This window comes from Streptomyces sp. NPDC029836 (assembly GCF_055574495.1).
Window position 1 is genome coordinate 252,786 of record NZ_JBVHZI010000010.1, and the last position, 25,658, is coordinate 278,443.

The 25,658-nt window shown below is 72.8% G+C and carries 20 protein-coding genes, 1 tRNA gene and 2 pseudogenes; 11 read left to right on the top strand and 12 right to left on the bottom strand.

Annotation, left to right across the window (positions count from 1 at the left end):
- Window positions 1–428: 428 nt before the first annotated feature.
- From ACZ4XJ_RS27090 to ACZ4XJ_RS27100, 3 genes are all read left to right on the top strand, one after another.
- Window positions 429–1,841, top strand: a complete 1,413-nt coding sequence (locus tag ACZ4XJ_RS27090; RefSeq protein WP_468497697.1) for a family 2B encapsulin nanocompartment shell protein — start codon at window positions 429–431, stop codon at window positions 1,839–1,841.
- Between the two features lie 269 nt (window positions 1,842–2,110).
- On the top strand, window positions 2,111–3,409 hold the full coding sequence (locus ACZ4XJ_RS27095) for a family 2 encapsulin nanocompartment cargo protein terpene cyclase (protein WP_468497729.1): 1,299 nt from the start codon (window positions 2,111–2,113) through the stop codon (window positions 3,407–3,409).
- Window positions 3,410–3,423: 14 nt separating this feature from the next.
- Window positions 3,424–4,305 carry a geranyl diphosphate 2-C-methyltransferase gene (locus ACZ4XJ_RS27100; RefSeq protein WP_468497698.1) on the top strand — a complete coding sequence of 294 codons (882 nt, stop codon included), beginning with the start codon at window positions 3,424–3,426 and terminating at the stop codon, window positions 4,303–4,305.
- Between the two features lie 118 nt (window positions 4,306–4,423).
- On the opposite strand, the pseudogene ACZ4XJ_RS27105 reads toward ACZ4XJ_RS27100, so the two are convergent.
- A pseudogene (locus tag ACZ4XJ_RS27105) lies at window positions 4,424–4,705 on the bottom strand (tryptophan--tRNA ligase); the annotation flags it as partial.
- A gap of 251 nt (window positions 4,706–4,956) precedes the next feature.
- Between ACZ4XJ_RS27105 and ACZ4XJ_RS27110 the strand changes: the two are divergent.
- The 4 genes from ACZ4XJ_RS27110 (at window position 4,957) to ACZ4XJ_RS27125 (ending at window position 8,532) form a co-directional block, all read left to right on the top strand.
- On the top strand, window positions 4,957–5,607 hold the full coding sequence (locus tag ACZ4XJ_RS27110; RefSeq protein ID WP_468497699.1) for a TetR/AcrR family transcriptional regulator: 651 nt from the start codon (window positions 4,957–4,959) through the stop codon (window positions 5,605–5,607).
- Between the two features lie 306 nt (window positions 5,608–5,913).
- Window positions 5,914–7,086, top strand: a complete 1,173-nt coding sequence (locus tag ACZ4XJ_RS27115) for a UDP-N-acetylglucosamine--N-acetylmuramyl-(pentapeptide) pyrophosphoryl-undecaprenol N-acetylglucosamine transferase (protein WP_468497700.1) — start codon at window positions 5,914–5,916, stop codon at window positions 7,084–7,086.
- 172 nt (window positions 7,087–7,258) lie between these two features.
- Window positions 7,259–8,140, top strand: a complete 882-nt coding sequence (locus ACZ4XJ_RS27120; RefSeq protein ID WP_468497701.1) for an alpha/beta fold hydrolase — start codon at window positions 7,259–7,261, stop codon at window positions 8,138–8,140.
- Window positions 8,141–8,196: 56 nt separating this feature from the next.
- Entirely contained in the window at window positions 8,197–8,532 is a 336-nt protein-coding gene (locus ACZ4XJ_RS27125) for a hypothetical protein (protein ID WP_468497702.1), read from the top strand.
- A gap of 47 nt (window positions 8,533–8,579) precedes the next feature.
- On the opposite strand, the gene ACZ4XJ_RS27130 is transcribed toward ACZ4XJ_RS27125, so the two are convergent.
- Window positions 8,580–8,654: transfer RNA gene (locus ACZ4XJ_RS27130), tRNA-Trp, on the bottom strand.
- A 365-nt stretch (window positions 8,655–9,019) separates the two neighbouring features.
- Here ACZ4XJ_RS27130 and ACZ4XJ_RS27135 point away from each other — a divergent pair.
- Window positions 9,020–9,418 (top strand): hypothetical protein, encoded by a 399-nt coding sequence (locus ACZ4XJ_RS27135; RefSeq protein ID WP_468497703.1) that lies wholly within the window; start codon window positions 9,020–9,022, stop codon window positions 9,416–9,418.
- A gap of 60 nt (window positions 9,419–9,478) precedes the next feature.
- On the opposite strand, the gene ACZ4XJ_RS27140 is transcribed toward ACZ4XJ_RS27135, so the two are convergent.
- The 3 genes from ACZ4XJ_RS27140 to ACZ4XJ_RS27150 all read right to left on the bottom strand — a co-directional run bounded on the left by ACZ4XJ_RS27140 (window position 9,479) and on the right by ACZ4XJ_RS27150 (window position 13,744).
- Window positions 9,479–10,348 (bottom strand): GNAT family N-acetyltransferase, encoded by an 870-nt coding sequence (locus ACZ4XJ_RS27140; RefSeq protein WP_362881189.1) that lies wholly within the window; start codon window positions 10,346–10,348, stop codon window positions 9,479–9,481.
- A gap of 114 nt (window positions 10,349–10,462) precedes the next feature.
- Window positions 10,463–12,136 carry an alpha/beta fold hydrolase gene (locus ACZ4XJ_RS27145; protein ID WP_468497704.1) on the bottom strand — a complete coding sequence of 558 codons (1,674 nt, stop codon included), beginning with the start codon at window positions 12,134–12,136 and terminating at the stop codon, window positions 10,463–10,465.
- Window positions 12,137–12,148: 12 nt separating this feature from the next.
- A complete protein-coding gene (locus tag ACZ4XJ_RS27150; protein WP_468497705.1) occupies window positions 12,149–13,744 on the bottom strand; it encodes an alpha/beta fold hydrolase in 1,596 nt (531 codons plus the stop codon).
- Window positions 13,745–13,989: 245 nt separating this feature from the next.
- Here ACZ4XJ_RS27150 and ACZ4XJ_RS27155 point away from each other — a divergent pair, with 245 nt between their 5' ends.
- Window positions 13,990–14,397 carry a hypothetical protein gene (locus ACZ4XJ_RS27155; RefSeq protein ID WP_468497706.1) on the top strand — a complete coding sequence of 136 codons (408 nt, stop codon included), beginning with the start codon at window positions 13,990–13,992 and terminating at the stop codon, window positions 14,395–14,397.
- A gap of 124 nt (window positions 14,398–14,521) precedes the next feature.
- Here ACZ4XJ_RS27155 and metX read toward each other — a convergent pair whose 3' ends face one another.
- From metX to ACZ4XJ_RS27170, 3 genes and pseudogenes are all read right to left on the bottom strand, one after another.
- Window positions 14,522–15,745, bottom strand: coding sequence for a homoserine O-acetyltransferase MetX (gene metX, locus ACZ4XJ_RS27160; protein WP_468497730.1), 1,224 nt, complete (start codon window positions 15,743–15,745; stop codon window positions 14,522–14,524).
- Between the two features lie 14 nt (window positions 15,746–15,759).
- Window positions 15,760–17,121, bottom strand: coding sequence for a bifunctional o-acetylhomoserine/o-acetylserine sulfhydrylase (locus tag ACZ4XJ_RS27165; protein WP_468497707.1), 1,362 nt, complete (start codon window positions 17,119–17,121; stop codon window positions 15,760–15,762).
- A gap of 405 nt (window positions 17,122–17,526) precedes the next feature.
- Window positions 17,527–17,754 (bottom strand): annotated as a pseudogene (locus tag ACZ4XJ_RS27170) (arginine-ornithine antiporter); the annotation flags it as partial.
- Window positions 17,755–17,980: 226 nt separating this feature from the next.
- Here ACZ4XJ_RS27170 and ACZ4XJ_RS27175 point away from each other — a divergent pair.
- Window positions 17,981–19,396 (top strand): alpha/beta hydrolase family protein, encoded by a 1,416-nt coding sequence (locus ACZ4XJ_RS27175; RefSeq protein ID WP_468497708.1) that lies wholly within the window; start codon window positions 17,981–17,983, stop codon window positions 19,394–19,396.
- 63 nt (window positions 19,397–19,459) lie between these two features.
- Here the strand turns inward: ACZ4XJ_RS27175 and ACZ4XJ_RS27180 are convergent, their stop codons facing one another.
- The 4 genes from ACZ4XJ_RS27180 to ACZ4XJ_RS27195 form a co-directional block, all read right to left on the bottom strand.
- Window positions 19,460–20,716 carry a cation:proton antiporter domain-containing protein gene (locus tag ACZ4XJ_RS27180; RefSeq protein WP_468497709.1) on the bottom strand — a complete coding sequence of 419 codons (1,257 nt, stop codon included), beginning with the start codon at window positions 20,714–20,716 and terminating at the stop codon, window positions 19,460–19,462.
- 208 nt (window positions 20,717–20,924) lie between these two features.
- Window positions 20,925–21,596 carry a class I SAM-dependent methyltransferase gene (locus ACZ4XJ_RS27185; protein WP_468497710.1) on the bottom strand — a complete coding sequence of 224 codons (672 nt, stop codon included), beginning with the start codon at window positions 21,594–21,596 and terminating at the stop codon, window positions 20,925–20,927.
- Between the two features lie 229 nt (window positions 21,597–21,825).
- Complete coding sequence (locus ACZ4XJ_RS27190) at window positions 21,826–22,407, bottom strand: TMEM165/GDT1 family protein (protein WP_468497711.1); 582 nt, start codon at window positions 22,405–22,407, stop codon at window positions 21,826–21,828.
- A gap of 356 nt (window positions 22,408–22,763) precedes the next feature.
- On the bottom strand, window positions 22,764–24,395 hold the full coding sequence (locus tag ACZ4XJ_RS27195; RefSeq protein ID WP_468497712.1) for an alpha/beta fold hydrolase: 1,632 nt from the start codon (window positions 24,393–24,395) through the stop codon (window positions 22,764–22,766).
- 298 nt (window positions 24,396–24,693) lie between these two features.
- Between ACZ4XJ_RS27195 and ACZ4XJ_RS27200 the strand changes: the two genes are divergently transcribed.
- A complete protein-coding gene (locus ACZ4XJ_RS27200; RefSeq protein WP_468497713.1) occupies window positions 24,694–25,650 on the top strand; it encodes an STM4015 family protein in 957 nt (318 codons plus the stop codon).
- Window positions 25,651–25,658: the final 8 nt, after the last annotated feature.

Here is a 25,658-nt window from a genome sequence, read left to right on the forward strand (position 1 = left end):
CGTGGGCGGCGGTGGGCGGCGGTGGGCGCGAGGAGCGCCAGTGCGGAGAGCCCACCGATCACGTGCGGGAAGATCACCCGGCACATCGTGACGAGGACGAGGGCACCCGGCCGGTGCGACGGGACGGATGTGTTGGACCGTCACCCGGGAGGGCCCGGGTTAATCGTTCCTGCTGTCGAAGTGTCCCAAGTCAATTGCGGCAAAGGGTATTTGGCGTGTCCGAATATCGTCTGAACGGGCTTCAAACACCCCAACCGACAAGATCACCGCATTGAGGTAATGGCCCCGGGATCGTGGGGCCGACCGTCCTTCGCCGTGGTTAGTGTGCTTCCGGATCTGGACGGATTGCCCGGATATTCGCCCCCTCGTTTCCCACCGGGGGCGTACACGTGCGCCGATCACCACCGCTACGAAGGAGAACCTGTCCGATGACCGTGGACACCAGCCCCGAGGCGCAGCTGGAACCGCCCCCGCAGCGCAGCCTCGGCACGGCCGCTGCCCGGAACCTCGCCACCACGACGAAGTCCGCCCCGCAGATGCAGGAGATCAGCTCCCGCTGGCTGCTGAAGATGCTCCCCTGGGTGGAGACCCAGGGCGGCACGTACCGGGTGAACCGTCGGCTCAGCTACACCGTCGGCGACGGGCGCGTCGAGTTCGTCCAGGACGGCGCCCGCGTCCGGGTCATCCCCCGCGAACTCGGCGAACTCGCCCTGCTGCGCGGCTTCGACGACGTCGGCGTGCTGACCGCGCTGGCCGACCGGTGCGTGCAGCGCGACTTCCGCGCCGGCGAGGTGCTGGTCGAACGGGGCACGCCCGCCGAGCGGATCCACCTGATCGCCCACGGCCGGATCAACCAGACCTCCGTCGGCAAGTACGGTGACGAAGTCGCCGTCGCCGTCCTCGCCGAAGGCGACCGCTTCGGCGAGAACGCCCTGCTGGACACCGACGCGACGTGGGACCACACCGCCACCGCCGCCACCTCCGGCACCCTCCTCACCCTCACCCGCGCCGAGTTCGAGGCCGTCCTGTCCACGGCGCCCAACCTCCGGGCCCACGTCGAGCGGTTCGGCACCCTCCCGCTGCAACGGCAGAACCGCCACGGCGAGGCCGAGATCGCGATGTCCGCCGGCCACACAGGCGAAGCGGAACTGCCCGGCGCGTTCGTCGACTACGAGCTGAACCCGCGCGAGTACGAACTCTCCATCGCCCAGACGGTGCTGCGCGTCCACTCAAGGGTCGCCGACCTCTACAACCAGCCGATGAACCAGACCGAGGAGCAGCTCAGGCTCACCATCGAGGCGCTGCGCGAGCGCCAGGAGTACGAGCTGATCAACAACAGGGAGTTCGGGCTCCTGCACAACGCCGCGCTCAAGCAGCGGATCCAGACCCATTCCGGCCCGCCCACCCCGGACGACCTCGACGAACTGCTCTGCCGCCGGCGCGGCTCACGCTTCTTCCTGGCCCACCCCAAGACGATCGCGGCCATCGGGCGCGAGTTCAACGCCCGCGGCCTCTACCCGGACCACGTCGACCTCGGCGGCCAGCAGGTCCCGGCCTGGCGCGGAGTCCCGATCCTGCCCTGCGGCAAGATCCCCATCAACAAGGACAACACCAGCTCGATCCTGGTGATGCGCACGGGCGAGGACAAGCAGGGCGTCATCGGCCTGCGCCAGACCGGCCTGCCGGAGGAGTACGAGCCGGGCCTGTCGGTGCGGTTCATGGGCATCGACGAGCGCTCGATCATCTCCTACCTGGTCACCACCTACTACTCCGCCGCGATCCTGGTGCCCGACGCGCTCGGGGTGCTGGAGAACGTGCAGATCGCCCGCCGGCCCGACTAGGCAGGTCGTCCGTGCCGGGTCCCGCGACCCGGCACCGCCGCCGCACCGGTCCCATCCGCCGCACCGGCCACACCGGTTGCACCGGCCGAATCGGCCGCACCGGCCGCACCGCCCCGGGAGTCGCCCGGGCCCGCCCACCACGCCCGGGATCCGGGACGGCCCAACCACCCAGCAAGGAGCCACGGATGCCCGATCCCGGGCTTTCCCCCCTGCAGTCGAGCCTGCCCGGCGCGGCGGCCCGCTTCGGGGCCCACGGCCACCACCGGGGCATCGACGCCTTCGGCGGCGTACGCCCGGCCCCGCCGGCCCCGCCCCCCGGGGCGGCGGCGCCGGCCGCCCCGGCCCCGTCCGAGACCCCCGCCCCGCCCGCGCTCCCCGTGCCGCCGGTGGCCCCCCTGGCGCCGGTGGTGCCGCTGCCCGTCGGGGTACCCGCTCCGCCCGACGCCCCGGCCCCCGCCGCGGCGGCCGCGTCCAGTCCCGCCCTGGAGCGCATCCTGCGCGGTCCGAGCGGACTGGGCACGGCGGGCCTCTACCTGACCCGGCCGCGCGAGGAACCCCTCGTACCCGTGGACCCGTCCACGCCGCCGGTCGGCAACCCGATCCCGGGCCTCTACCACCACCCGGTGGCGGAACCCGACCCCGTACGGGCGGAGGAGATCAGCCGCCGCATCAAGGACTGGGCGGTCGACGAGGTCGAGTTGTTCCCCCCGGACTGGGAGGACCAGTTCGACGGCTTCTCCCTCGGCCGGTACATGGTCGGCTGCCATCCGGACGCCCCCACCATCGAGCACCTGATGATCGCCACCCGGCTGATGGCCGCCGAGAACGCCGTCGACGACTACTACTGCGAGGACCACGGCGGCTCGCCCATCGGCCTCGGCGGGCGCCTCCTGCTGGCGCACACCGCGCTCGACCCCCTCCACACGACGGCCGAGTACCAGCCCGACTGGGCCCGGTCGCTGCACTCCGACGCACCCCGCCGCGCCTACCGATCGGCCATGGAGTACTTCCTCCAGGAGGCCACCCCTTCCCAGGCCGACCGGTACCGGCACGACATGGCCCGCCTGCACCTCGGCTACCTCGCCGAGGCCTCCTGGGCGGAAACCGAGTACGTCCCGGAGGTGTGGGAGTACCTCTCGATGCGGCAGTTCAACAACTTCCGCCCGTGTCCCACCATCACCGACACCGTCGGCGGCTACGAACTGCCGGCGGACCTGCACGCCCAACCGGCGATGCAACGCGTCCTCGCGCTCGCCGGGAACGCCACCACCATCGTCAACGACCTGTACTCCTACACCAAGGAGTTGGCGAGTCCCGGCACGCACCTGAACCTGCCCGTGGTGATCGCCGCACGCGAGGACTGCTCCGTCCGCGACGCGTACCTCAAGGGTGTCGAGGTCCACAACGAACTCATGCACGCCTTCGAGGCCGCGGCCGCCGACCTGGCGGCGGCCTGCCCCGTCCCGAACGTACTGCGCTTCCTCAAGGGCGTGGCCGCGTGGGTCGACGGCAACCACCACTGGCACCAGACCAACACCTATCGCTACAGCCTCCCCGACTTCTGGTAAGGACGGACACATCTGTGACCAACACCGAGCTCACCACCGCGACCCCCTCGGCTTTCATCCCCACCCCGGCGACGCCCTACCAAGGTGACATCGCCCGCTACTGGGACCACGAGGCCCGGCCGGTGAATCTGCGTCTCGGCGACGTCGACGGGCTCTACCACCACCACTACGGCATCGGCGACGTCGACCACGCCGCGCTCGGGGACACCGCCGACAGCGAGTACGAGAAGAAGCTGATCGCCGAGCTGCACCGCCTGGAGTCGGCCCAGGCCGACGTCCTGCTCGACCACCTCGGGACGATCGGCCGCGAGGACACCCTCGTGGACGCCGGTTGCGGCCGCGGCGGATCGTCCGTCATGGCCCACCAGCGCTTCGGCTGCACGGTGGAGGGCGTCACCCTGTCGGCCAAGCAGGCCGAGTTCGCGAACCAACGCGCCCACGAACTGGGCATCGCCGACTCCGTCCGCGCCCGCGTCTGCAACATGCTCGACATGCCCTTCGCGACGGGGCAGGCCGCGGGCTCGTGGAACAACGAGTCGAGCATGTACGTCGACCTCCACGACCTGTTCGCCGAGCACTCCCGGGTGCTCGCCGTCGGCGGCCGCTACGTGACCATCACCGGTTGCTGGAACCCCCGTTACGGCCAGCCCTCGAAGTGGGTCTCGCAGATCAACGCGCACTTCGAGTGCAACATCCACTCCCGGCGCGAGTACATGAGGGCGCTGGCCGACAACCGCCTCGTACCGCAGGCCGTCATCGACCTGACCCCGGCGACCCTGCCCTACTGGGAACTGCGGGCCACGTCCTCCCTGGTCACCGGCATCGAGGAGGCGTTCATCAACTCGTACAAGGACGGCTCCTTCCAGTACGTGCTGATCGCGGCCGACCGCGTCTGACCCCGGCGGACGCCCGGCCGGGCGGGCCGGACCCGTGCCCACGGGTCCGCTCTTCCGTGCGTCGGGGGCGCCGTCGACCGGCGGGCCCGGGGGAGCGGGCGGCAGGTCGGTACCGGGTTCCCATCGCCTCGCGCACCCGGTCCGAGGTGGTTCCGGCCACCGCTTCGGCCCGCTCGTTGCCGGCCCGCCGCACCTCCCGCACATACGTCCGATCCTCTTCGTACGCGGCCCGGCGGGCCCTGAGCGGAGCCAGGTGAGCGTTGAGCGCCTCGGTGACCACCCGCTCCACGGCCGCTGTCCCGCCGTCGCCGAACTCCTCGGCGACCGCGTACGGGTCCCGACCCCGGTACAGCGCGGCGAGCAACACCAGGGAGGACACCTCGGGCCGGGCGGGCGGATCGGCATCGGCCGGACCGTGGAGGACCGGCGTTTCGGGCCTCATGGGCCCGGGCGCAGTACGCCCTTTCGCATCGTCATGCCGTGATCGTCGCCGAAGCCGGCCCCGCGGACGACCGGGAACAGCGCCAGTGGTCCGCACCGCCGCCCGGAAGCAATGCGAACGCATCGGAACTTGTAGCCTGGCGAGCGGAGCGCGCGCGTCGTGCGGAGCGCGCGGTACGACGGACACCCGGGAACAGGAGGCGGCCGGACATGCCCCGACAGGTGGATCACGCGGGCCGGCGGCGGCTCATCGCCGAGGCCGTCTGCGAGCTCGCCGACGAGCACGGGCTGGAGGGCGTGTCGCTGCGCGACGTCGCCGCCCGCGCGCAGGTGTCGATGGGCGCCGTCCAGCGGTGCTTCCGCACCAAGGAGGAGATGCTCGTGTTCGCGCTCGGGCACATCGGGGAGGTGATCGGCGAACGCGTCCAGGCCCGCCTCGTCAGGAGCCCGGCCCAGTCGGCCCGTACGGCGCTGGGGCACGCGGCCACCGAGGTCGCGCTGCTGCGCGAGGAACACCGGGCCGAAGCCAGGGTCTGGCTCGCGTTCGTCGCGCAGGCCGCCGTGAGCGAGGCGCTCGCCACACCGCTGAGGGCGAACTACGCCGAGCTCCAGGAGGCGTTCGCCCGCCTGATCGCGGAGGCGCACGCGGACGCGGGTCCGGCCACCGGCGCGGTGGTGGCGGCGGCGGCGGCGGGCGGCGCGGGGAGCGGCCGGCCGGTGGAGTCCCTCGACGCGCACCGCGAGGCCCGTACGCTCCTCGCCCTCGCCGACGGGCTCACCACCCACGTCCTCATCGGCCACCTCAGCCGGCAGGCGGCGCAGGACGTCCTCCACGCCCACCTCGGGCGTCTTTGCGAGTAGTCCGCCGGATGCGCTACAGTCGATCTTGAGCTTGCCGCCGTGATCACGGCAGCGGCCCGCGCGTTGGTGGTCCAAGGAAAGACGCCCCACTTCCCGTGGGGAAATGCAAGTGCAAGGCTTGCCCAGCGCTCCGAAACGAAGGTCCCGGCCCCCTGAGGGGGTCGGGACCTTCGCGTTGTGCGGCCCCCGCAGCGGTCTCCGCAGCGACCCTCGCAGCGGTCTCCGCGGCGGGCTTCGATCGGCTCCGGTACCCCGCGCCGACCCGCGATCGTAGGACGCGCGTACGAGGCCAGTAGGGTGTGCAAGGTGAACACTTCCGCACTCCCGCGTTCCTTCCGGTTGCTCGTGACGGGCGGAGGGACCGGCGGTCACACGTATCCCGCCCTGACGGCGATCCGGACACTGCAAGGTCGCCTCGCGGCCCAGGGCAGCACGCTCGACGTCCTGTGGATCGGCACCGCCGACGGTCTCGAAGCGCGCGTCGCGCCCGCCGAGGGCATCGCGTTCAAGACGGTGGCCACGGGCAAGATCCGCCGCTCGGCCAACCCCCTCAAGATGCTGTCCGCGGCGAACGTCAAGGACATGGCGCGCGTGCCCCTGGGCGTCGCCCAGGCCCGTTCCATCGTGTCCGAGTTCGAGCCCGACGTCGTCCTGGCCACCGGCGGCTACGTCGCCGTACCGGCCGGCCTCGCCGCGCGCCTGTGCCGCCGCCCCCTCGTCCTCCACGAGCAGACCGTCCGCCTCGGACTGGCCAACCGGAAGCTGGCGAGCTCCGCCACCCGGATCGCCCTGTCCTCCGACTCCTCGCTGGACCTGCTCCCCGCCGAGCTGCGCGGTGCCGCCGTCGTCACCGGCAACCCCGTCCGGCCGGAGGTGCTCACCGGGCACCCCGACAAGGCGGTGCACGCGCTCAACCTCGTGGGCTTCGACCGCCGGCTGCCGACCGTCTACGTCACCGGCGGCGCCCAGGGCGCGCAGCAGATCAACGGGGTCGTCCGGGACGTCCTGCCGTGGCTCCTCGGCCACGCGAACGTGATCCACCAGTGCGGCCCGGCCAACGTGGACGAGCTCCGCGCGGCCGCCGCCGGCCTGGACCCCGTCCTCGCCGGCCGCTACCACCTCACCGGCTTCGTCGGACCGGAACTGCCCGACGTCCTCGCCCTGGCCGACGTCGTCGTGTCCCGCAGTGGCGCCGGCACGCTGGCCGAGCTCACCGCGCTGGGCAAGCCGGCCGTGTTCGTGCCGCTCGCCACCTCCGCCGGCAACGAGCAGGCCCACAACGCGAAGCACCTCGCCGACGCGGGCGCGGCCGTCGCCCTGCTGGGCGACGTCACCCCGGAGACCCTCTGGAACGCCCTCGGTCCGCTCCTCACCGACGCGGCCCTCCGCCACGGGATGGCGGAGCGCGCCCGGGCGCACGGGCGGCCCGACGCCGCCGAGCGGCTCGTCGACGTCCTGCTGGCCGCCGCGGCGGGCTGACCGACCGCACGGTTCGACCCTTCCGGAGCCCACCCCACCGCCCTCGCGGTGGGGTGGGCTCCGGTGTTTCGGTGTTTCGCGGCGCTGCCGGAACTCGTGCGCCGCAGAGCGATGAGTTCCGACGCCGCCGACGGTCAAACCCTTCGGCAGCACTCACCCGCAGGAGGAACCCATGACCTCGACCGTCACCCGCACGCTGGAATCCACGGGCGCCACCGTCACGTACGACGTCCACGGCGCGGACGACCGTACCGGGGGCGGGACCGGACCGGCCCTGTTCCTGATCGGCTCCCCGATGGGCGCCGCCGGGTTCGTGAGCCTGGCCGCGCACTTCACCGACCGGACCGTGATCACGTACGACCCTCGGGGTGCGGGCCGCAGCACCCGCACGGACGGCGGCGCCGAGACGATGCCCGACGAGCACGCCGAGGACCTGCGACGGGTGATCGAGGCGGCCGGCGTCGGCGCCGTCGACGTGTTCGCCAGCAGCGGCGGCGCCGTCAACGGGCTGGCCCTGGTGGCCCGCCACCCGGACCTGGTCCGCACCCTCGTCGCGCACGAGCCGCCTCTGGCGCAGGTGCTGCCCGACCGGGAGGCGGCCCTGGAGGTGTGCGCCGACATCCATGCGACGTACCTGCGCGAGGGGATGGGCCCTGCCATGGCGAAGTTCCTGGTCATGGCGACCCGGACGGGAGCGATCCCGGCGAACTGGCGGGACGAGCCCGCGCCGGACCCGGCCGCCTTCAGCCTGCCCGCCGAGGACGACGGCACGCGCGGCGACCCCCTGCTGGGGCAGAACATGCGCGGCTGCACCGCCTACCGGCCCGACTTCGCCGCGCTCCGGGCCGCGGGGACGAGGATCGTCATCGGGGAGGGCAAGGAGTCGCAGGGCCAGTTCCCCGCGCGCGCCGCGGCCGGCGCCGCCGAGGCGCTGGGCGGCGGAACGCTCCTCTTCCCCAGCCACCACGGGGGCTTCCTCGGCGGCGAGTACGGTCAGCAGGGTGAGCCGGAGGCCTTCGCGGCGACCCTCCGTGAGGTGCTCGACCAGGGATGACCTGCGGCGGGCCGGCCGGCGGCGGGTCGGGAGCCGGGGTCTGCCAGACTGTGTGCATGACGCATGAACACCGTTCCGTGGAAGGGCAGTCGACGACGCAGGGGCCCGGGCATCCGGAGCCTGCCACTCCGGGTTCCGTGGGCCCGGAGTCGGCGCCGGAGTCGACTCCGGCGCCGGCGTCCGCGCCCGTCGCGCCCGAGAACCCGGCCGCCGCCAAGGGACTGGCGGCGGGCGTATCGTCCGGCGTTTCCGTCGGACTGCTCCTGGGACTCTTCGTGTTCGACAACATCGGACTCGGCCTGGCCCTCGGCCTGGCGATCGGCAGCGGGATCGGCGTCGCCTTTCCGGCCCTGTTCCGGGCACGCCGGTCCGCCCCCACGAACGACGCCTGAGCCCGGTCCGCGCCCGACGGAGCGGGGGTCCGCGGCAGGGGGAGAGGCGGAGCCGGCCGGATTCGAACCGGCGTCCTCACGGTTTTGGAGACCGCGCGCGACGACCTCTGCGCTACGCCTCCGCCCCCTGCCCCCATCGTACGCAGCGGATACGGCGCCCCATGCCCGGCCCCTCCCGCCCCTCAGCTTCCGTCCCGACCTCTGAGCGGAGCACCCGGCGGACCGGTCGACTCGGCCTCGACGACGCGAGGAGCGCCCGGAACACGCACAGGCGTCGTACCGTGCCCGCAGTTCCCCGTGTTCACGGCCGGGAACCTGTGCCACCCCATCACGACACGGTGAGCATGAAGAGCCGACGCGCGACGGGCGACTACGTCTCGGGCTGTACCCACCGCTTGATGATGTCCGGCGCGGAGAACGGGGCCGGCCAGGCTTGCAGTCGAAGGTGCTCGGTGGTCTCCGGTGACTCGTACGAGTCGATGTCCGCATGGACGGCGGCAGCGAGGTTCCGCCGAGAAGCTCGTACCCGAACCCAATCGGCAGGCATGTCGAAGCGTGCCGAGTCGGGGAAGTATTCGCTGCAGCCCATCACGACGAGGCGTCCCGAAGCCAGGTGGAGACCGGCCTCGACGACGTGGTCGAAGTCCTCCCTGTCATCCGCAGGCCGGTCACCGAGGATGTGCACGCTGACCGCCACGGTGACGTTGACGGCGGTACCGATGGCAAGGCCGCCGTCGGTGACACAGAGCCCGTCCTGGACGGCCTAGTCGGTCCACGCATCGCCGAAGTCGCCTTCGCCTTCCTCGTCCATGACGTGAATCTGGTGGTAGTCCGCGAAGAGTTCAAGGTTTGTCGCCACAGGGGCATCCTCGCCGCTGCCCGATGAGGGCAGGGAGGCGGGGTGGGGTCGCCCGTCGGCAGGGCGCGGGGTGCCTGTGCCGGCATGCTAGAAGTCGTTCGATGCCTGGACGTTGAGTGATCGGTACTCGTCCAGTACGGCGTAACCGGTGCTGTCGTACAGGCTCATGGCGACCTCGTTGCCGCCGAATACGTTGAACATCATCGCCTCGTCGCCGCCGTGCCGGGACGCCCATTCGCCGACGGCCATCGCGGCCCTGCCGTAGCCCTTGCCGCGGTGCTCCTCGTACACCTCCAAGGAGAAGCCGAAGGTCACCCCCGGCAGGTATCCGTGCCGCACCCAGCCGGTGCCGACCACCTGTCCCTCGGCCTCCAACGCGTAGAAGGCGTGACCGGGGGTCCGGTACCCCTGCGGGAGGTGGAGGGCGAAGTCGCGGTCGGACTTCTCCTTGGCCTGTTCCGGCGTCAGGACGCCGGCCCGGACGATGTCCGCGATGTACCCGGCCTCCTCGCCGGCGTACCAGGCCGGGTACTCCTCCTCGGAGAGCGGACGCACCGTCAGGCCGGCGGGCAGCTCCGGCCGCTCGGCCGAGGCGCGCATCCGTATCTGCTGGCGTACGGGGTAGTCGGCGAACCCTGCGGCTCCTCCGGTGAGGCGGACCTCCACCCGTTGCGCGCCCTGCTCGGCGCACCACTGCTCGGCCCAGGCGCGTCCCTCGGGAGCCGTCAGGTCGTGGATGCGGCCCACCGTGCTGCCGTTGTCCTGTTTGACTTCGACGGCGATCCACTCGGAGCCGTCCGTGGCCACCGTCCAACGGTCGACGTTCTCCAGGGCTCGTTCCAGCAGGGCCCGCGCGAGCGGCTCCGAGCACCCCGCGGCCCGGTACCCCGCGAGCACCCGCTCATCGAACCCGGCTCGCCATGCGCTCCGGTCGGGCGCGATCTCCATCACGTTCATCCGGCCACCCTAGGCCGAGGGGTGGTCGGAGGGCCCCTCAATTACGGCCGCGCGGCCGCCCGGTCCGGTGCGGTCCGGTGCGGTGCGGTGCGGTCCGGTGCGGTCCGGGTGCGGTCAGGGTTTCGGGCCGATCTCGAACTGCGGCGGCTTGAGGTTCGTGACGCAGCCGGTCTTCGGAGCCGTCGGGGTGTCGAAGAAGGAGAGGGTGATCTCCTGTGCGCACGGCGAGGCGGCGAAGGCCACGTGGGCCACGTACGGGATGGTGACGACGGTGGACCGGCTCAACGTGCGGGCGACCCAGGGGCCGTTGAACGCTCCGGTCTGGGCGTCGAATCCGGCCGACATGACCAGGGTCGGGACGTCGCTCCGGGTGACGTCGCGGATCGAGCGCGGCGCCGGCGGCACCCGCCAGGTCGCGCAGTCCTCGTGCAGGAACGGGAGTTGCGGAGCCTCGGCCAGGACCGAGCGGGGGAACGACGGGAACGCCTTCTGCCCTGCCCGCACCGCGTCGGCCCGGCTCTCGTAGGGCACCCACTCGCGGCAGAAGACGCCGTAGGCGAGGCCGTGGGCAATGCGGCCGATGGCCTGGGGGCTGACCTTGCCGGCCGCCCACTGTTCGGCGATCCGTTGCGGCTTGCCGTGCGCCAGCTCGTCGAGGGAGCGGGGCACACCGGCCGCCACATGTGTTGCCGAGGTGAGCCAGTTGACCAGGGCTCCGCCGTCCAGCACCACCTCGACCGGCTCCGTGCGCCCGGGCACCTTCACGGAGGTGGTGACCGGCCGGGCTTCGAGTTCTCCGACGAGGCGGTCGAAGGTCGCCGACAGCTTCGGGTACCGCTCGTCGCAGGCCGGCTGGCGCGCACACGCCTGGAAGAGGCCGTCGAAACCCTGCCGGGCGCTCGCCCACGTCAGGGCCGCCCCGGCCGTCGACGGCGGCAGGACGCCGTCGAGGCCGACGGACCGGATGCCCCGGGGGTGGTCGCGCAGGTAGATGAGAGCGAGATCGGTGCCGTAGGAGATGCCGAACACGTTCCACCGATCGATGCCCAGCGCGAGCCGCAGGTCCGCGTAGTCGGCGGCACTCGCGGCGCTGTCGTAGGCGCTCAGCAGCGCCCCCCGGGTGGCGAGTTGCTCCCGACAGGTCCGGGTGGCGTCGACGTGCAGACGGCCGGTGGACGCCGCGTCGTAGGCGAGGCCGACCGAGCGCGCGGTGAACTCGTCGACGACGGGACAGGTCAGTGCCGGGTCCGCCGAGTACGTACCGCGCTGCGACATGAAGATCACGTCGCGGTCGCGGTTCAGGCCGCCGTCGATCGCCATCTGCGCCTCGCCGACGGCGTCGTCCCCGGGACCTCCCGCGAACCAGACGATCGGGTCGGGCTTCGGCCGTTCCGCCTCCGCCGCAACGATCGCGACACCGAGCTCGATCCTCCGGCCGTCGGGCTCGGCGCGGTCCTCGGGCACGCTGAGCGTGCCGCACCGGGCCCCCTTGAGGGCGGCCACCGGTTCCGGTGTCCTCGGGCAGGCGCCGGGATCGTAGCGGGCGTCGCCGACGGCCCGCGCGACCGTCCCGATCGCCGCGTCGGCGGTCGCCCCCGGGCCGGAGCCGCTGCCGGCCGCCTGGGCGGGCGCCGCCATCAGACCGGCGAGGAGGAGGCCGGCCGCCCATCCGGCGGGCACGGCACGCGGGCGACCTACGGCAGGGCCGGCGCCGGTACGGCGGCGCCCGGCCGTGGCACCGGTGGGCCGGCGGCGTACGGTGCGACGGGGCGCGTCGGACGATGACATCGTGCCTCCCGCTCACTTCGGGACGATCGCGAACGGCTTCGGCTCGACACCTTTCACGCAACGGGTGTCGGGCGCCGTGGGACGGGCGAAGAACGAGGCCAGCACCTCCTGCGCGCACGGCGACTGGGGGACGACGAAGTGCCCGATCCCCGGGATCCGCACGATGGTCGAACGGGACAGCGTACGAGCCGTACGGGCGCCCCAACTCGCCCCGGTCTTCATGTCGAACGTCCCCGAGACGACGAGCGTCGGCACGGAACTGACGGTCGGCACCCGCTGGACGGCGGTCCGGTCGGGGACCTTCCAGACGCCGCACGCCTCGTGTTGGAACGGCAATTGCGGCGCCTCGGCCAGGACACTGTCCGGCCACCCGGGGAAGGCCTCGCGCCCCGCCGCCAACACGGCGGAGCGGGTGTGCCCGGGCACCCACTCGGCACAGGCCACCGACTGTGTCAGCCCGTGCGCGACCGCACCGACATCGGGCTGCGCGCCGGCCGCCCGCGCCCGCGCGAACCGTTGCGGATTCCCGCGCGCCAACTCGTCGAGGGCGGCCGGGACTTCGGCCGCCGGTACGGCGTTGCCGACCAACAGGTTCACCAGCGCGCCGCCGTCGAGGACGACCTTGACGGGCTTCCCGCCGCCCGGGGGAGCGGCGTAGACCGTCAGCGGCCGCGCCTCCAGCTCGCGCACCTGCTCCGTGAGCGTGCCGTACGGGTCCGGGTGACGCTCCTTGCAGCGGGGCTGCGCCGCGCACGCCCGCACGACGGCGTCGAAGCCTTCCCGGGCGCTGCTCCACGTCCACGGAAGGCTGACGGTCTGCGGCGGCGTCACCGAGTCCAGCGCCACCGCGCGGACGCCCCCGGGGTGCTCCCGCAGGTAGGTGAGGGCCAGGTCGGTGCCGTACGAGTACGCGTACACGTTCCACCGGGGGATGCCCAGCGCCGTCCGGAGGTCGGCGAAGTCGGCCGCGTTCGCGGTGGTGTTGTAGGCGCTCAGGTCGGTGCCGTCGGCGGTGAGGCGGTCCCGGCACTCCCGCGTGGCGGCCAGTTGGAGCCGCTCCGTGGCGGGGTCGTCGTAGCGCAGGCCCACCGCCCGCGCGGCGAACCGGTCGATCTCGGGGCAGGCGAGGTTCGGCTGCGAGTGGAGGTTCCCGCGCTGGGCCATGACGATCAGCGGCCGGTCACGGTTCAGACCGGCGTCGACCAGGAAGGGGATGTCGTCGAACGCGTCGCCGCCGGGGCCGCCCGCCATGAACACCACCGGGTCCCGCGCCGGTGTGGCGGAGGTGGCCGGTACGACCGCGACGGCCAACCGGATGGTCCGGCCGTCGGGACGCGCACGGTTCTCGGGGACCTCCAGGAACCCGCAGCGCGCCTTCTCCAGCGCCGCGACCGGTTCGCTCGTCCCGGGGCAGGCCCCGGGCACGAACCGCGAGCCGGCGGCGGCCGCGCGGCTCCCGGCCGGATGCTTCTGCCCGTCCCCGCCGGGCACCGTCGCACCCCCGCCGAGCGCCGGGCCGAGCCCGGTCATCAGCGCCAGGAGCGTGGCCGCGCCGGTCGCACCTACGCGGACGCCGGCACGATTCGGGGGGATGTGGTGATGTGCCATGTGATCGTGTTCCTCTGCCGTCATTCACGGCTGCCCGGCGAGCGGACTCCCCGCGAAGACGCGGGCGGATCGCACACAACCGACGATGCGGATCGCACACAATCGACGATATCGACATCCCCGCCGACCCGCACACGCGCACACCTCGGCGTCCTCGCCGCTCCCGCCCGGTGCGGGCGGGTACTCAAGTGGATCTGAGTACGCCCGCTCTGCCGTGGACGGACGGGGGAGCCGAAACTGGGGCCATGAGCAACGGCATGCGGAAGCCCGCACACGAACTGTTGGTGACCCTGCTGCTCGTCGTGGTGGCGGTGGCCGCGTGGGCGGGGTGGCTGGGGTGGGACCAGGAACGTGACGTGCGGCCGGACGGCTCCACGACCGGCCCGTACGAGGCCTGGCAGGTGATCGGGCTCGTGCTGACCCTGCTGGTGGCCGTGTACGGGGCGGCTTCCCGTCAGTACATCGCGGCCGCCGTGCTCGGCACGAGCCTGGGGTTGGCCGGCGCCGCCTTCTACGACTGGTCGGACGACGGGAGCGGGCTCTTCGTGATCGGCGTCGGCATGATCCTCATCGGCAGCCTGGCCGTGACCACCGTGGTCACCCTACTGATCGCCTCGTGGAAGAAGAGGGCCGGCTCCCGCCGCCCCTCCTGAACGGACCAGGTACGTCAGCGCCCCGGCTCGCGGTGGACGTCGACCGGGACGGCCTCCAGTCGGGTGTCCGCGCGCACCCTGCCGATCACGCTCGGCAGAGTACCCCCCCGGCTCATCCGTTCGATCAAGTCTTCGAGTTCAGGCGCTCCCGCGAGCCCTGCCCGTGCCGCGGGTCCGGTACCTCCCCGGCGGCGTCGCCGCCGTCGAGGAGTTCCCGTACGAGCGCCGCGACCTGCTCCGTCTCGATGAGGAACCCGTCGTGGCCGAACGGGGAGGCGATCACCCGGGCCCGGTCCGCCGAGGGGATTCCCGCCGCCAGCTCCTCCTGTTGCGACAGCGGGTACAGGCGGTCGGAGTCCACCCCCGCCACCAGGGTCCGCGCCGCGACCCGGCCCAGGGCGGCCCGCGTACCGCCCCGGCCGCGGCCCACGTCATGGGCGTTCATCGCCTCGCACAGGACGACGTAACTGGCCGCGTCGAAGCGCCCGACCAGCTTCGCCGCCTGGTGGTCGAGGTACGACTCCACCTGGTAACGGCCGCCGAGCCACGGGTCCTCCCCGTCCTGCGGGCGCCGGCCGAAGCGGGCTTCGAGTTCCCCGGCGGCCCGGTAGGTGGTGTGGGCGATGCGGCGGGCGACGCCGAGACCGGTGTGCGGTCCGCGCCCCGGTCCGGCGTCGTGGTAGTCGCCGCCCCGCCAATGGGGGTCGGCGCGGATCGCGTGGAGTTGCGCCGAGGCCCAGGAGATCTGGTCGGCGCTCGCCGCCGCGGGGCAGGCGAGCAGCAGCAACGCCGCCATCCGCCGAGGGAACGACACGGCCCACTCCAGGGCGCGCATCCCGCCCATGGACCCGCCGACCACCAGTGCCCACCGGTCGATCCCCAACGCCTCGGCGAGCCCCGCTTCGGCGCGCACCTGGTCGCGCTGCGTCAGCCGGGGGAACGCACCCGCCCAGCGGCGCCCGTCGGGGCGCGGCGAGGCGGGCCCGGTGCTGCCCTGGCAGCCCCCGAGGACGTTCGGCGCCACGACGAACCAGCGGTCCGTGTCCAGCGCCAGGCCCGGACCGACCAGCCCGTCCCACCACCCGGGCGTGGCGTGCCCGGGCCCGGCCGGACCGGCGACGTGACTGTCGCCGGTGAGCGCGTGCAGTACGAGGACCGCGTTCGAGGCGTCTGCCGCGAGCCGGCCCCACGTCTCGAACGCCAGGGTCACGCCCGGCAGCCGACCGCCCGCCTCCAACGGCAGGTCACGTACCGGGCGGTGCCACTGCCGGCGCCCCGGCGGGTCCCCCTCCCGCCACGCGCCGCTCGCCGGAGGGGGACCCGCCGGGACGCCCGCCCTCGACGAGATCGGCCCCCCGGGGTTCAGGACGCCTCCTTCGCCGCCCGGAAGCCGGCCTCCAGGTCCGCCTTGAGGTCGGCGAGGTTCTCGATGCCGACGGAGAGGCGCACCAACCCCGGCGAGGTTCCGGTGGCGGCGAGCTGCGCCTCGTCGAGCTGACTGTGGGTGGTGGAGGCGGGATGGATGATGAGGCTGCGCACGTCACCGATGTTGGCGAGGTGGCTGAAGAGCTCGACCGCGTCCACGAAGCGCTTGCCCGCCTCGGCGCCACCCGCCAACTCGAAGGAGAGCACGGCGCCGGCGCCGCGCGGCAGGTAGCGGCGCCCGGCCCCGTACCAGCGGCTGGAGGGCAGGCCGGGGTAGTGCACGACCGCGACCTCGTCGCGCGCCTCCAACCACTCGGCCAAGGCTTGGGCGTTGGAGGTGTGGCGCTCCAGGCGCAGGCTCAGCGTCTCCACCCCTTGGAGGAGGAGGAAGGCGGAGTGCGGCGCGATGGCCGGGCCGAGGTCGCGCAGCAACTGCACGCGCAGCTTGACCGCGTAGGCGCCCGGCCCCAGCGCGGGCCAGTAGCGCAGGCCGTGGTAGCTGGGGTCCGGCTCGCTGAAGTCGGGGAAACGCTCGGTGTGCGCGCCGAAGTCGAAGGTTCCGGCGTCGACGACGACACCGCCGAGGGTCGTGCCGTGACCGCCGAGGAACTTCGTCGCCGAGTGGACGACGACGTCGGCCCCGTGCTCGATGGGGCGCAGCAGGAACGGCGTGGGCACGGTGTTGTCCACGATCAGTGGCAGCCCGGCCCCGTGCGCCACATCGGCGACGGCGCGGACGTCGAGCACGTTGCCGCGCGGGTTGCCGAGGGTTTCCGCGAACAGGGCCTTCGTGGTGGGCCGGATCGCGGCCCGCCAGGCATCGAGGTCGTCCGGGTCGTCCACGAAGGACACCTCGATGCCGAACTTCGGCAGCGTGTGCCGGAAGAGGTTGTAGGTGCCTCCGTAGAGGGAGGCGCTGGAGACGATGTGGTCGCCCGCACCGGCCACGTTCAGCAGGGCCAGCGCCTCGGCGGCCTGGCCCGACGCGACGGCGACGGCGGCGACACCGCCTTCGAGTGCGGCGATCCGCTGCTCGAAGACGTCCTGGGTGGGGTTGTGGATGCGGGTGTAGATGTTCCCCGGCTCGGCGAGGGAGAAGAGGTCGGAGGCGTGCTGGGTGTCGCGGAAGACGAACGAGGTGGTCTGGTAGATCGGCACCGCCCGGGCGCCCGTGGTCGGGTCGGGGGCGGCCCCCGCGTGCAGCTGCTTCGTCTCGAACGACCAGGCGGAGGTGTCGGGTCCGCCCGCCTCGTCCTGGGGGGTGTGGCCTGCGGTGACGGCGTCGATCGGCTGGCTCATGCTTCTCCTCGGTACGCGTACGGAGCCCGCCGGACGGGGCGGGGTGGGGCAATGGGGTGCCGGATGAGTGGCGGGGCATGACGGGGGAGCCCGACGTACGGAGCGGCCGGTACGCACGGGTGACCACGGCGCGGGAGGGGTCACCGCCGGGCAGCACGGCGGGAGCCGGTGCCGTGACGGGACGGCATCAGCGCACGGTGCGCACGGTGCGGGGAGAGGGGCGACCGGGGTCGCGGCGCCGCGTCAGAGGGCGGCGGTACAGGCCGTCGTCGTGACACGCACGTAGTCCACGTGGCGGCGGGTCACAAGTACGGTCATGGCCTCAGAGAACCACAGTGGAAGGGCCCGCACCAGCGGCTTCGGCAACCCGGTTCGTGAACATCCTGCTACGTACGACGGGCCACCGGTGACGATCAGCACGATCTGCGACAGCGGGGTCGTCATCACGAGGGCCGGTACCAGTACGTCCTGGGCGGTGGCGCGGCCGAGGAAGCGCGGCATGTCCTTGTCCTTGGCGGCCACGAACAGGACCTCGGCGGCCATCAACGTCCAGGCGGGGTAGACCCCCGGGACGGAGACGAAGAGTCCGATGCTGATCAGCACCTTGCCCCAGGTACCGACGGCGGCTTCAGGAAGGCCCACAAACCGAGGGACGACAGGACGGCGGCCAGGGTCGTGTCGCCTTCCCCGAGCGCCGGAACACCGCTCCGACCGTGGACATGGTCAGGACCCAGTACGTCACGTTGCCGTACAGCTCGAAGTGGACGAGCGGATGGGCGGCCCGGCGCGGGCGGGCTCGTCGTCCGTTCGGAGCAAGGTGAGAGGTGGGCGGGCCCGGGCGGGGCTACGTTCCGTTGGTATGACGTCCATATCAGGCGACCGGGAATCCGGTCCCACTCGCCGCGCCCTCCTCCTCGCCGGCGCGGGCACCGCCCTCGCCGCGGGGTGCGCCCCCGGCGGTACGTCCGGCGCCGCCGCACCCGTGCTGCGCGCCACCCCCACACCGAGTGCGTCCGCCTCCGCCGCCGGCGCCGACCTGACCCCCGGCGCGATGACGCTGTTCAAGGACCCGGGCTACAACTTCAACGGACTCCTCGCGCTCGGCGGCTCCGGCGCCGGCTCCGCCGAGGTCGGCGAGGTCCTCACCGCGGTGAACACGATCAACCGGGCGGGCCTCTCCGCGCAGACGTACGTGGAGACCTTCCGCACACTCGGCGATCAACTCCTGCAGGCACCACCGGGCGCGCCGGCCGACGACCGGACCAAACGGTTCCGGGCGCTGCGCGCCGCCCAGTACTACGGCCAGGCACTGTTCTTCGTCCTCGGATCCGACGATCCGAGCAGCGAGGAGCAGCTGTACCGATCGGGCCGCAGGGCCTGGGACACCTTCTGCGACCTGTGCGAACCCGCCCCGGTCAAGGCCAACGTCCCGTACGGCTCGACGCCGCTGCCGGTGTGGTTCTTCCGGCCCGACACGTCGAACACCCCGCGCCCCACCGTGATCCTGACCAACGGCAGCGACGGCCAGAACGTCGACATGTGGACCTACGGCGTCCCCGCCGCACTCGAACGGGGCTGGAACGCGCTCGTCTACGACGGTCCGGGGCAGGGACAGCTCCTCTTCGTCGACCAAGTGGTGTTCACCCCCACCTGGGAGAAGGTCGTCAGCCCGCTCATCGACTGGCTGTCCGCCCGACCCGACGTGGACACCGACAGGATCGCCCTGACGGGCCTCAGCATGGCCGGGGACCTCGCCCCGCGGGCCGCGGCCTTCGAGAACCGGCTCGCCGCGCTGGTGGCGATGCCCGGCTGCGTCGAGCCCTGGCTGGGCTTCCCGCCCGAGATCCGGCAGATCCTCACACCGAACAGGGAGGAGACGAACAACATCTGGAACGAGGAGGTCGTCCCCGAACTCCCGCCGGACGCCGCCGCCGTCATGAAGAAGCGCTTCGAGCCCTTCTCGATCCCGGCGATGCTCGACGCCCGCCGGGGCAAACTGTTCACCGACTTCTACACGCCCGCCACCCGCATCCGGGCACTGGCCATCACCTCCGTCGTCAGCCGGATCAAGACACCCACCCTGGTCCTGGACTACGAGGGCGAGCAGTTCTACCCCGGCCAGCCACGACAGCTGTACGACAAGCTCACCTCGCCCAAGGACTACGTGAAGCTCACCGCGGCCCAGGGCGCGCAGCTCCACTGTTCGCCGATGGCGCCCCAACTCCACTGCGAGGTCGTCTTCGACTGGCTCCAGGAGACGATGTCCGGCGGCTGAACCGTCGGCGGACGGACCCCGCGCCCGCGCGCGCGGGCCGGGCCGGGCCGTTCGCCGGCCCGGTCACGGCGGTGTGGGCGAGTCGCGCCGCATCCGGTCCAGGCGGCGGATGACGGGTGTGGCGGCGGCGCCGTGCAGGAAGACGGACAGCAGCACGGTGAACGCGACGACGGACCACAGCTGCTCCGCGTAGCCGGCGAAGCGGTCGCTGTGGCCGAGCGCGTAGGCCAGGTAGAACAGCGAGCCGATGCCGCGGATGCCGAACAGGGCCGTGACCACGCGCTCGCGCGGCCCGGTGGCGGCCCCGAGCAGGCCCACCCAGCCGGCGAGCGGCCGGACGACCAGCACCAGCAGGACACCGACCAGGGCGCCCTGCCAGGTCAGTGCGGCCAGACCGTGTTCGACGAGGTAGGCGCCGAGGAGGAACAGCAGGAAGACGGTGAGCAACCGTTCGATCTGCTCGGTGAACTCGTGCAGCACCTTGTGGTAGCCGTGGTTGCGTTCGGCGGCCCGGATCGTGCAGGCGGTGACGAAGACGGCGAGGAACCCGTAGCCCAGGAGCAGCTCTGTGGCGCCGTACGCCACGAACGTGGCGCCGAGGGCGACGAACCCCTCCATGTGCTCGGACAGGCGCAGTGCGTCCGGCCGCGCCCGGAAGAACATCCTGCCCAGCAGTCGGCCCGTGACGATGCCGACGGCGACGCCGATGCCGATGCGGGCGAGCACGTCGACCAGGAACCAGTGCCCGATCCAACCGGCCCCCGAGGCGCCGCCGGCCGCGGCCATGGCGAGGGCGGCGAGTACGAAGGGGAAGGCGAGCCCGTCGTTGAGACCCGCCTCGGCGGTCAACGAGAAGCGGACCTCGTCCTCGTCGTCCTCCACGTCGGTGGGCTCGCCCACCCGCACCTCCGCCGCCAGCACCGGGTCCGTCGGCGACAGGATCGCGGCGAGGAGCAGCGCCGGGGCGAGCGGCCAGTCGAGCAGCAGTGCGGCGGCGGCGGTCATCGCGGCGATCGTCAGCGGCAGACTGATACCGAGGAGCCGCCACGGGCCCTGCCAGCGGCGCAGTCCCACCGGCCGGTTCAGGGCGAGTCCGGCTCCCATCAGGGACACGATGACGCACAGTTCGGTGGCGTGCTCGATCCAGAGCCGATCGCGCCCCGGTTCCACGATCGGCACCGGCAGGAGGGCCGCCAGGGCGCCCGCGGCGAGGAAGACCATGGGCATGGACAGCGGTTGCCGGAAGACGAGCCGGGGGATGACGGCCGCGCCGAGCGCGCCGATTCCCACGGCCAGGTACACAGCGTCGGAGAGTGTCATTGCGCCCATCCTCGCCGATGGGCCCCTCAGCCGCAGTCGACGGCGTGCCGCCCGTCCCACGTCGGCGTAGCGCGGTGACGCCGTGGACGAGCGCGACCGCGGCGCCGTACGCGATGTTGCTCACCGTCGCCCGGTAGCCGAACTCCGGCGCGAGGACGTGGACGGCGGCGCCCGCACCCGCGATGCCCGGCCACTTCCCTCCGCGCGATCACCGGTTACGGCCGCCGCCGGACTCGGCCTTGCGGGCGAGCAGGTGGACCTCCCGGAACGGTCGCCGGTCGGTGGGTCGGGGCTCGCGGATCATCCGGGCCACCTCGGCCAAACCGCATTCCCGCAGGAGCGCGGCGAGGTGATCGGGGGACCAGCGGTGGGCCGGGGCCACCGCGTGATCGAAGACCTGCGTCGGGGGCGACGGGCCGTCCGTTGCCGAGAAGGCGATCAGGAGATGGCCGCCGGGTGCCAGCACGCGGTGGAACTCCGCGAGGACGGCGGGCAGTTCCGGCGGGGGAGTGTGGATGACGGACCAGCGGGAGAGCACGCCGCCCAGTACCCCGTCCGCGATGTCCAACGCGGCCATCGTGCCCACCTCGAACCGCAGGCCCGGATGGGCCCGTCGAGCCAACGCGACCATCGCGGGCGAGGCGTCGACGCCGAACGTCGTCGGCCCCAGCCCGTTCAGGTGGGCGGTGACGTGGCCGGGACCGCACCCCACGTCCGCGACCCGACCGTCCCCGCACCCACCGACGACCTCGGCGAAGGCGCCGAGCATCGCCCGGTCCAGGGGACTGTCGCGCAACGAGCCGCTGAACAACCGCGCGTAGGCGGGGGCGGCGTCGTCGTACGCATCGCGGACGGCACGGAGGGCTTCGTGTTCGACCATGCCCGCGATCTTAGTTCCCGGCCCGGAGGGGGACAGCAGGAGCCATCGGGGCCTCCGGGCGAGCGACACGCACGGCTCGCGGTCCGCACCACCGTCACCCCGCCGTCGCCGGGGGCGGCACGGCCGTCCCGGACGGGCGCCTCGGGCAGCCGCTCGTCGCGGGAGAAGTCGAACCGGGCCTCCCCCCGGGCCCCGGACTCCGCCCGCCGCGGGATGACGATCCTGTGTGTCAGGCGGTGAAGGCCTCGACGAGGGTCCAGACGGCGAGGGCGCCCATGCACACGGCGCCGAAGCGCTGGACCCTCTTCAGCGGGACGCGCTGGGCGATGAACCGGCCGACCAGCAGGGCGAGGGCCGAGACCGACATGAGGGCGAGGGCGGAGCCGATGGCGGTGGGCAGCCAGCCGTTGGTGGCGGCGAGGTTGGCCGTGGTGATCTGGGTGAGGTCGCCCCACTCGCTGATGAACACGGCCATGAACGCCGTCGTGTACACGGCCCAGAAGCCGGTGACGGTCTTCGCGGCGCCGTTCTCGTCCTCGTCGTCCCCACTGCGCAGCAGCACGACCGCGCCGAACGCGAAGAGGGCGGCGGAGACGAGCTTGACCAGCATGTCCGGCAGCATCCCGAGGAGGCTGCCGGCGCCGACGGCGATGGCCACGTGCACGACGAACGCCGTGGAGGCGCCGAACCAGACGTACAACGGGCGCATGCGGGTGCCCATGGCCAGCGAGGCGAACATGGTCTTGTCGGGGAGCTCCGCGAGGAAGATCAGCCCGAAGGCGGTGACGATCGCCAGGGGGTCGAGAGTCATCCTGGTGCTTTCTGCTGGGGCCGGGCCGTCAGCTCGTACGACACCCAGGAGGCGACGGGAGAACCACTCGGCCCGGCACGACGGATCAGCCCGCACGCGTGTGCGGACCGGGTCATGCTTGGCCGAAGGTCTCGTCCACCACGGCACCGAGTGCCGGGGCCCGATGGCCGGGACGGGTTGCCCTGTCCAGTATGTCGACCAGCGGTATTTCGGGACTACTCCCCTTCGCTCCTCCCAGCATAAACGGATGGCAGGGGGGGCGGGGACCGGGGCCGGGTGGCGCACGTCACGCGGGGCTCCTGCACCGCTGGGGCGTCCCGGCCGCGGGCCCGGTGGCCGGGACCCGGCCCGGCCGATCAGCGCAGGACCGGGATCACGTCCTGCGTCTCGTCCACCTCCAGGCCCGTCGCACGGAGGCCGAGCACGGTCGGCGGCGCCTCGTCGGCGCAGACGGTGCCCCGCGCCGGGAGGGTCAACGTGGCGAGGTAGTCGTTCGCCAAGGCGCTGACGCACGCGCTCCGGTTGTAGGCGGTGTGCCCTTCGGCTGCGAAGGTCAGCAGCCGCCCGTTGTCCAGCGTCCGGGAGAGGGCCACGGAGTCCTGGTACGGGGTGTCCGGGTCCCCGGTCGTGCCGAGGACCAGGATCGGGGCCGAACCGGCCGCCCGGTAGGAGCCCGCGTACCGGCTCGGGCGCTCCGCCCGCCACTGGGCGCAGGTGGGCGCGTGATTGTGGTCGTACGTGGGCGGCCCCAGGCCGACGGGCGGTCCCAGCAGGGGAGCTGAGGCGGCCTCGGCGCTCACCAGCGTGCCGAGCAGCAGCCGGCTGGTCGGGTAGACGCGGTCGGCGCACTCGACGGCCAGGTTGACGTTGAGGAAGTCGAAGGAGCCCGGCGAGGGCGGCGACAACAGGAACGAGCTCCGGCGGTCCTGGGCCGCGCGCAGGGCCTGCCCCAGGTGGGGCCAGATGACCTTGCCGGAGTTGATGTTGAACATCAGGCGGTAGGCCAGGGTGTAACCCGTGGCCGGGCGTCCGCTCGCGGTGACGACCGGGTCGGCGTCCAGCGCCCGCTTCAGCCGCTCGAAGGCCTGCCGGGGCTCGCCGTCACCGAATCCGCAGGTCGCGGCGGACTGCGCGCACCAGTCCAGGAACCGGCCGACCGCGGAGTCCAGGGCGGCGAACTGCGCGGCGTCGTAGGCGTACGGCACGTCGGCGTAGGTGCGCGGATCGTAGCCGCCGTCCAGGACCATGGCCCGCACGCGCCGGGGGAACTGGGCGGCGTAGACGGTGCCGACGTAGCTGCCGAAGGAACGGCCGTAGAAGGAGAGGGTCTCCTCGCCGAGGGCCCGACGCAGCAGGTCGATGTCCTTGGCGTTCGACCCGGTGCCGAGGAACGGCACGAGGTTCCCGGCGCGCTCCTCGCAGGCGGTCGCGAAGTCGAGGCCCTGCCGGACCGCTTCCCGCAGGGATCCCGGGGCCGGTACGCCCCGTGCGGCGTCGACGGCGGCGGAGTACTCCTCGTCGTTCCAGCACTCCACCTGTCCACTGCGCGCCACGCCCCGCATGTCGTACCCGACGACGTCGAAGCGGTCGCGCAGGGAGGCCGGCAGGGCGTCGTAGCTGTTGCGGGCGAAGTCGACGCCGGAGTTGCCCGGTCCGCCCGGATGCAGCAGCAGGACACCGGTGCGCTGGGTCCGGTCGCTCGCGAGCCGCCGGGTGACGGCCAGCGGGATCGTGTCCCCCGTGGGGCGGCGGTGGTCCAGCGGCACCAGGGCGGTCGCGCACTGGAAGCCGTCGTCCGGATCCTCGGCGGCCGCCCCGTCGCAGGGGCCCCAGGCCAGGACGGGAACGGGCGGAACGGGCGGGGGCGCGAGCGGCGTCGCCGTCGCGGCGTCCGGCGCGCCCCCGAGGAGCGCGGTGACCGCGATCAGGACGAGGGATATCCCCCACGCCACTCGCCTGCGCGGGTCATCGGCCATACGGGTCTGCATGCGGCGAACCTCCGTCCCGGGTCCTGCGGAACGAACGACAACGTAGCCGCCGGTCACCGCTCCTGTCGGCCCACCAGGAGTGCACTCCCGCCTACCACCGGGGGCGGCGACCGCCTACCACCACGGTTGTACGCTCCCCGAAAACGGCGGGGCCGACATCCTGGCCGGAACCGGACGGAGGGCCCCCGGACCGGACGACCGCCCCGCCGCCCCCGCACCCCACCTCGGGCCCTGTCGGTGCGGCTTGCTACAACTGGCAGCGCATCTGACGCGACGGGCGAGGAACGGTGGGCACCCCATGAGCTACCCGAGGCATTTGACGGGATTCGGCGGGCTGCCCGTCATCGACTTCCCGGGCCCGAAGGACGCGGACACGCGGTTGCCCGAGGCCGACGAGGTCGCGTGGCGGATCGGCTGTGACAGCTACGACAGCGAGGAGAGCTGGACCGAGGCCTTCGCCCGGTTCCGCGCGGCGGTCGACACCACCGCGGTCCGCGCGATCGTCGTCGGCTCCTGGGCGGAGGCCTACGACACCGGTCCGGAGGAGATCTTCGCGGCGCTCCTCGACGCACGCCCCCAACTGCCCGCCCTGCGGGCCCTGTTCCTCGGGGACATGGAGTCGGAGCAGTGCGAGATCTCCTGGATCAACCAGGGGGACGTCGGCCCGCTCCTCGACGGCTTCCCGGAGCTGGAGGAGTTCGGCGTACGGGGCGGCTCCGGGCTGGTCCTGCCCGCCGTCACGCACCGGACGCTGCGCTCCCTGACCGTCGAGACCGGCGGAATGCCCGCCGCGGCCGTCCGCGGCGTCGCCACGAGCGAGCTGCCCGCCCTGGAGCGCCTCGACCTGTGGCTCGGCACGTCCGAGTACGGCGGGGACGCGAGCATCACCGACGTGGCCCCGATCCTCGACGGGGAACGCCTCCCGCGCCTGCGCCACCTGGGCCTGCGCAACAGCGACATCCAGGACGCGATCGCGTCCGCCGTCGCCTCCGCGCCGGTGGCCGCCCGCCTGGAGACCCTCGACCTGTCCATGGGCGTCCTCACCGACGAGGGCGGCGCCGCGCTGCTCGCCGGGCAGCCCCTGACGCACCTGAAGAAGCTGGACCTGCACCACAACTACCTCACCGAGCCGCTGCGCGAGCGCTTCCAGGAGGTCCTCGGCGGCGCCGGCGTCCTGCTCGACCTGGAACGGGGCAACGCCGAGGACGACGAGTACGACGGCCGCACCTGGCGCTACGTCGCCGTCGGCGAGTAGCACCCGGC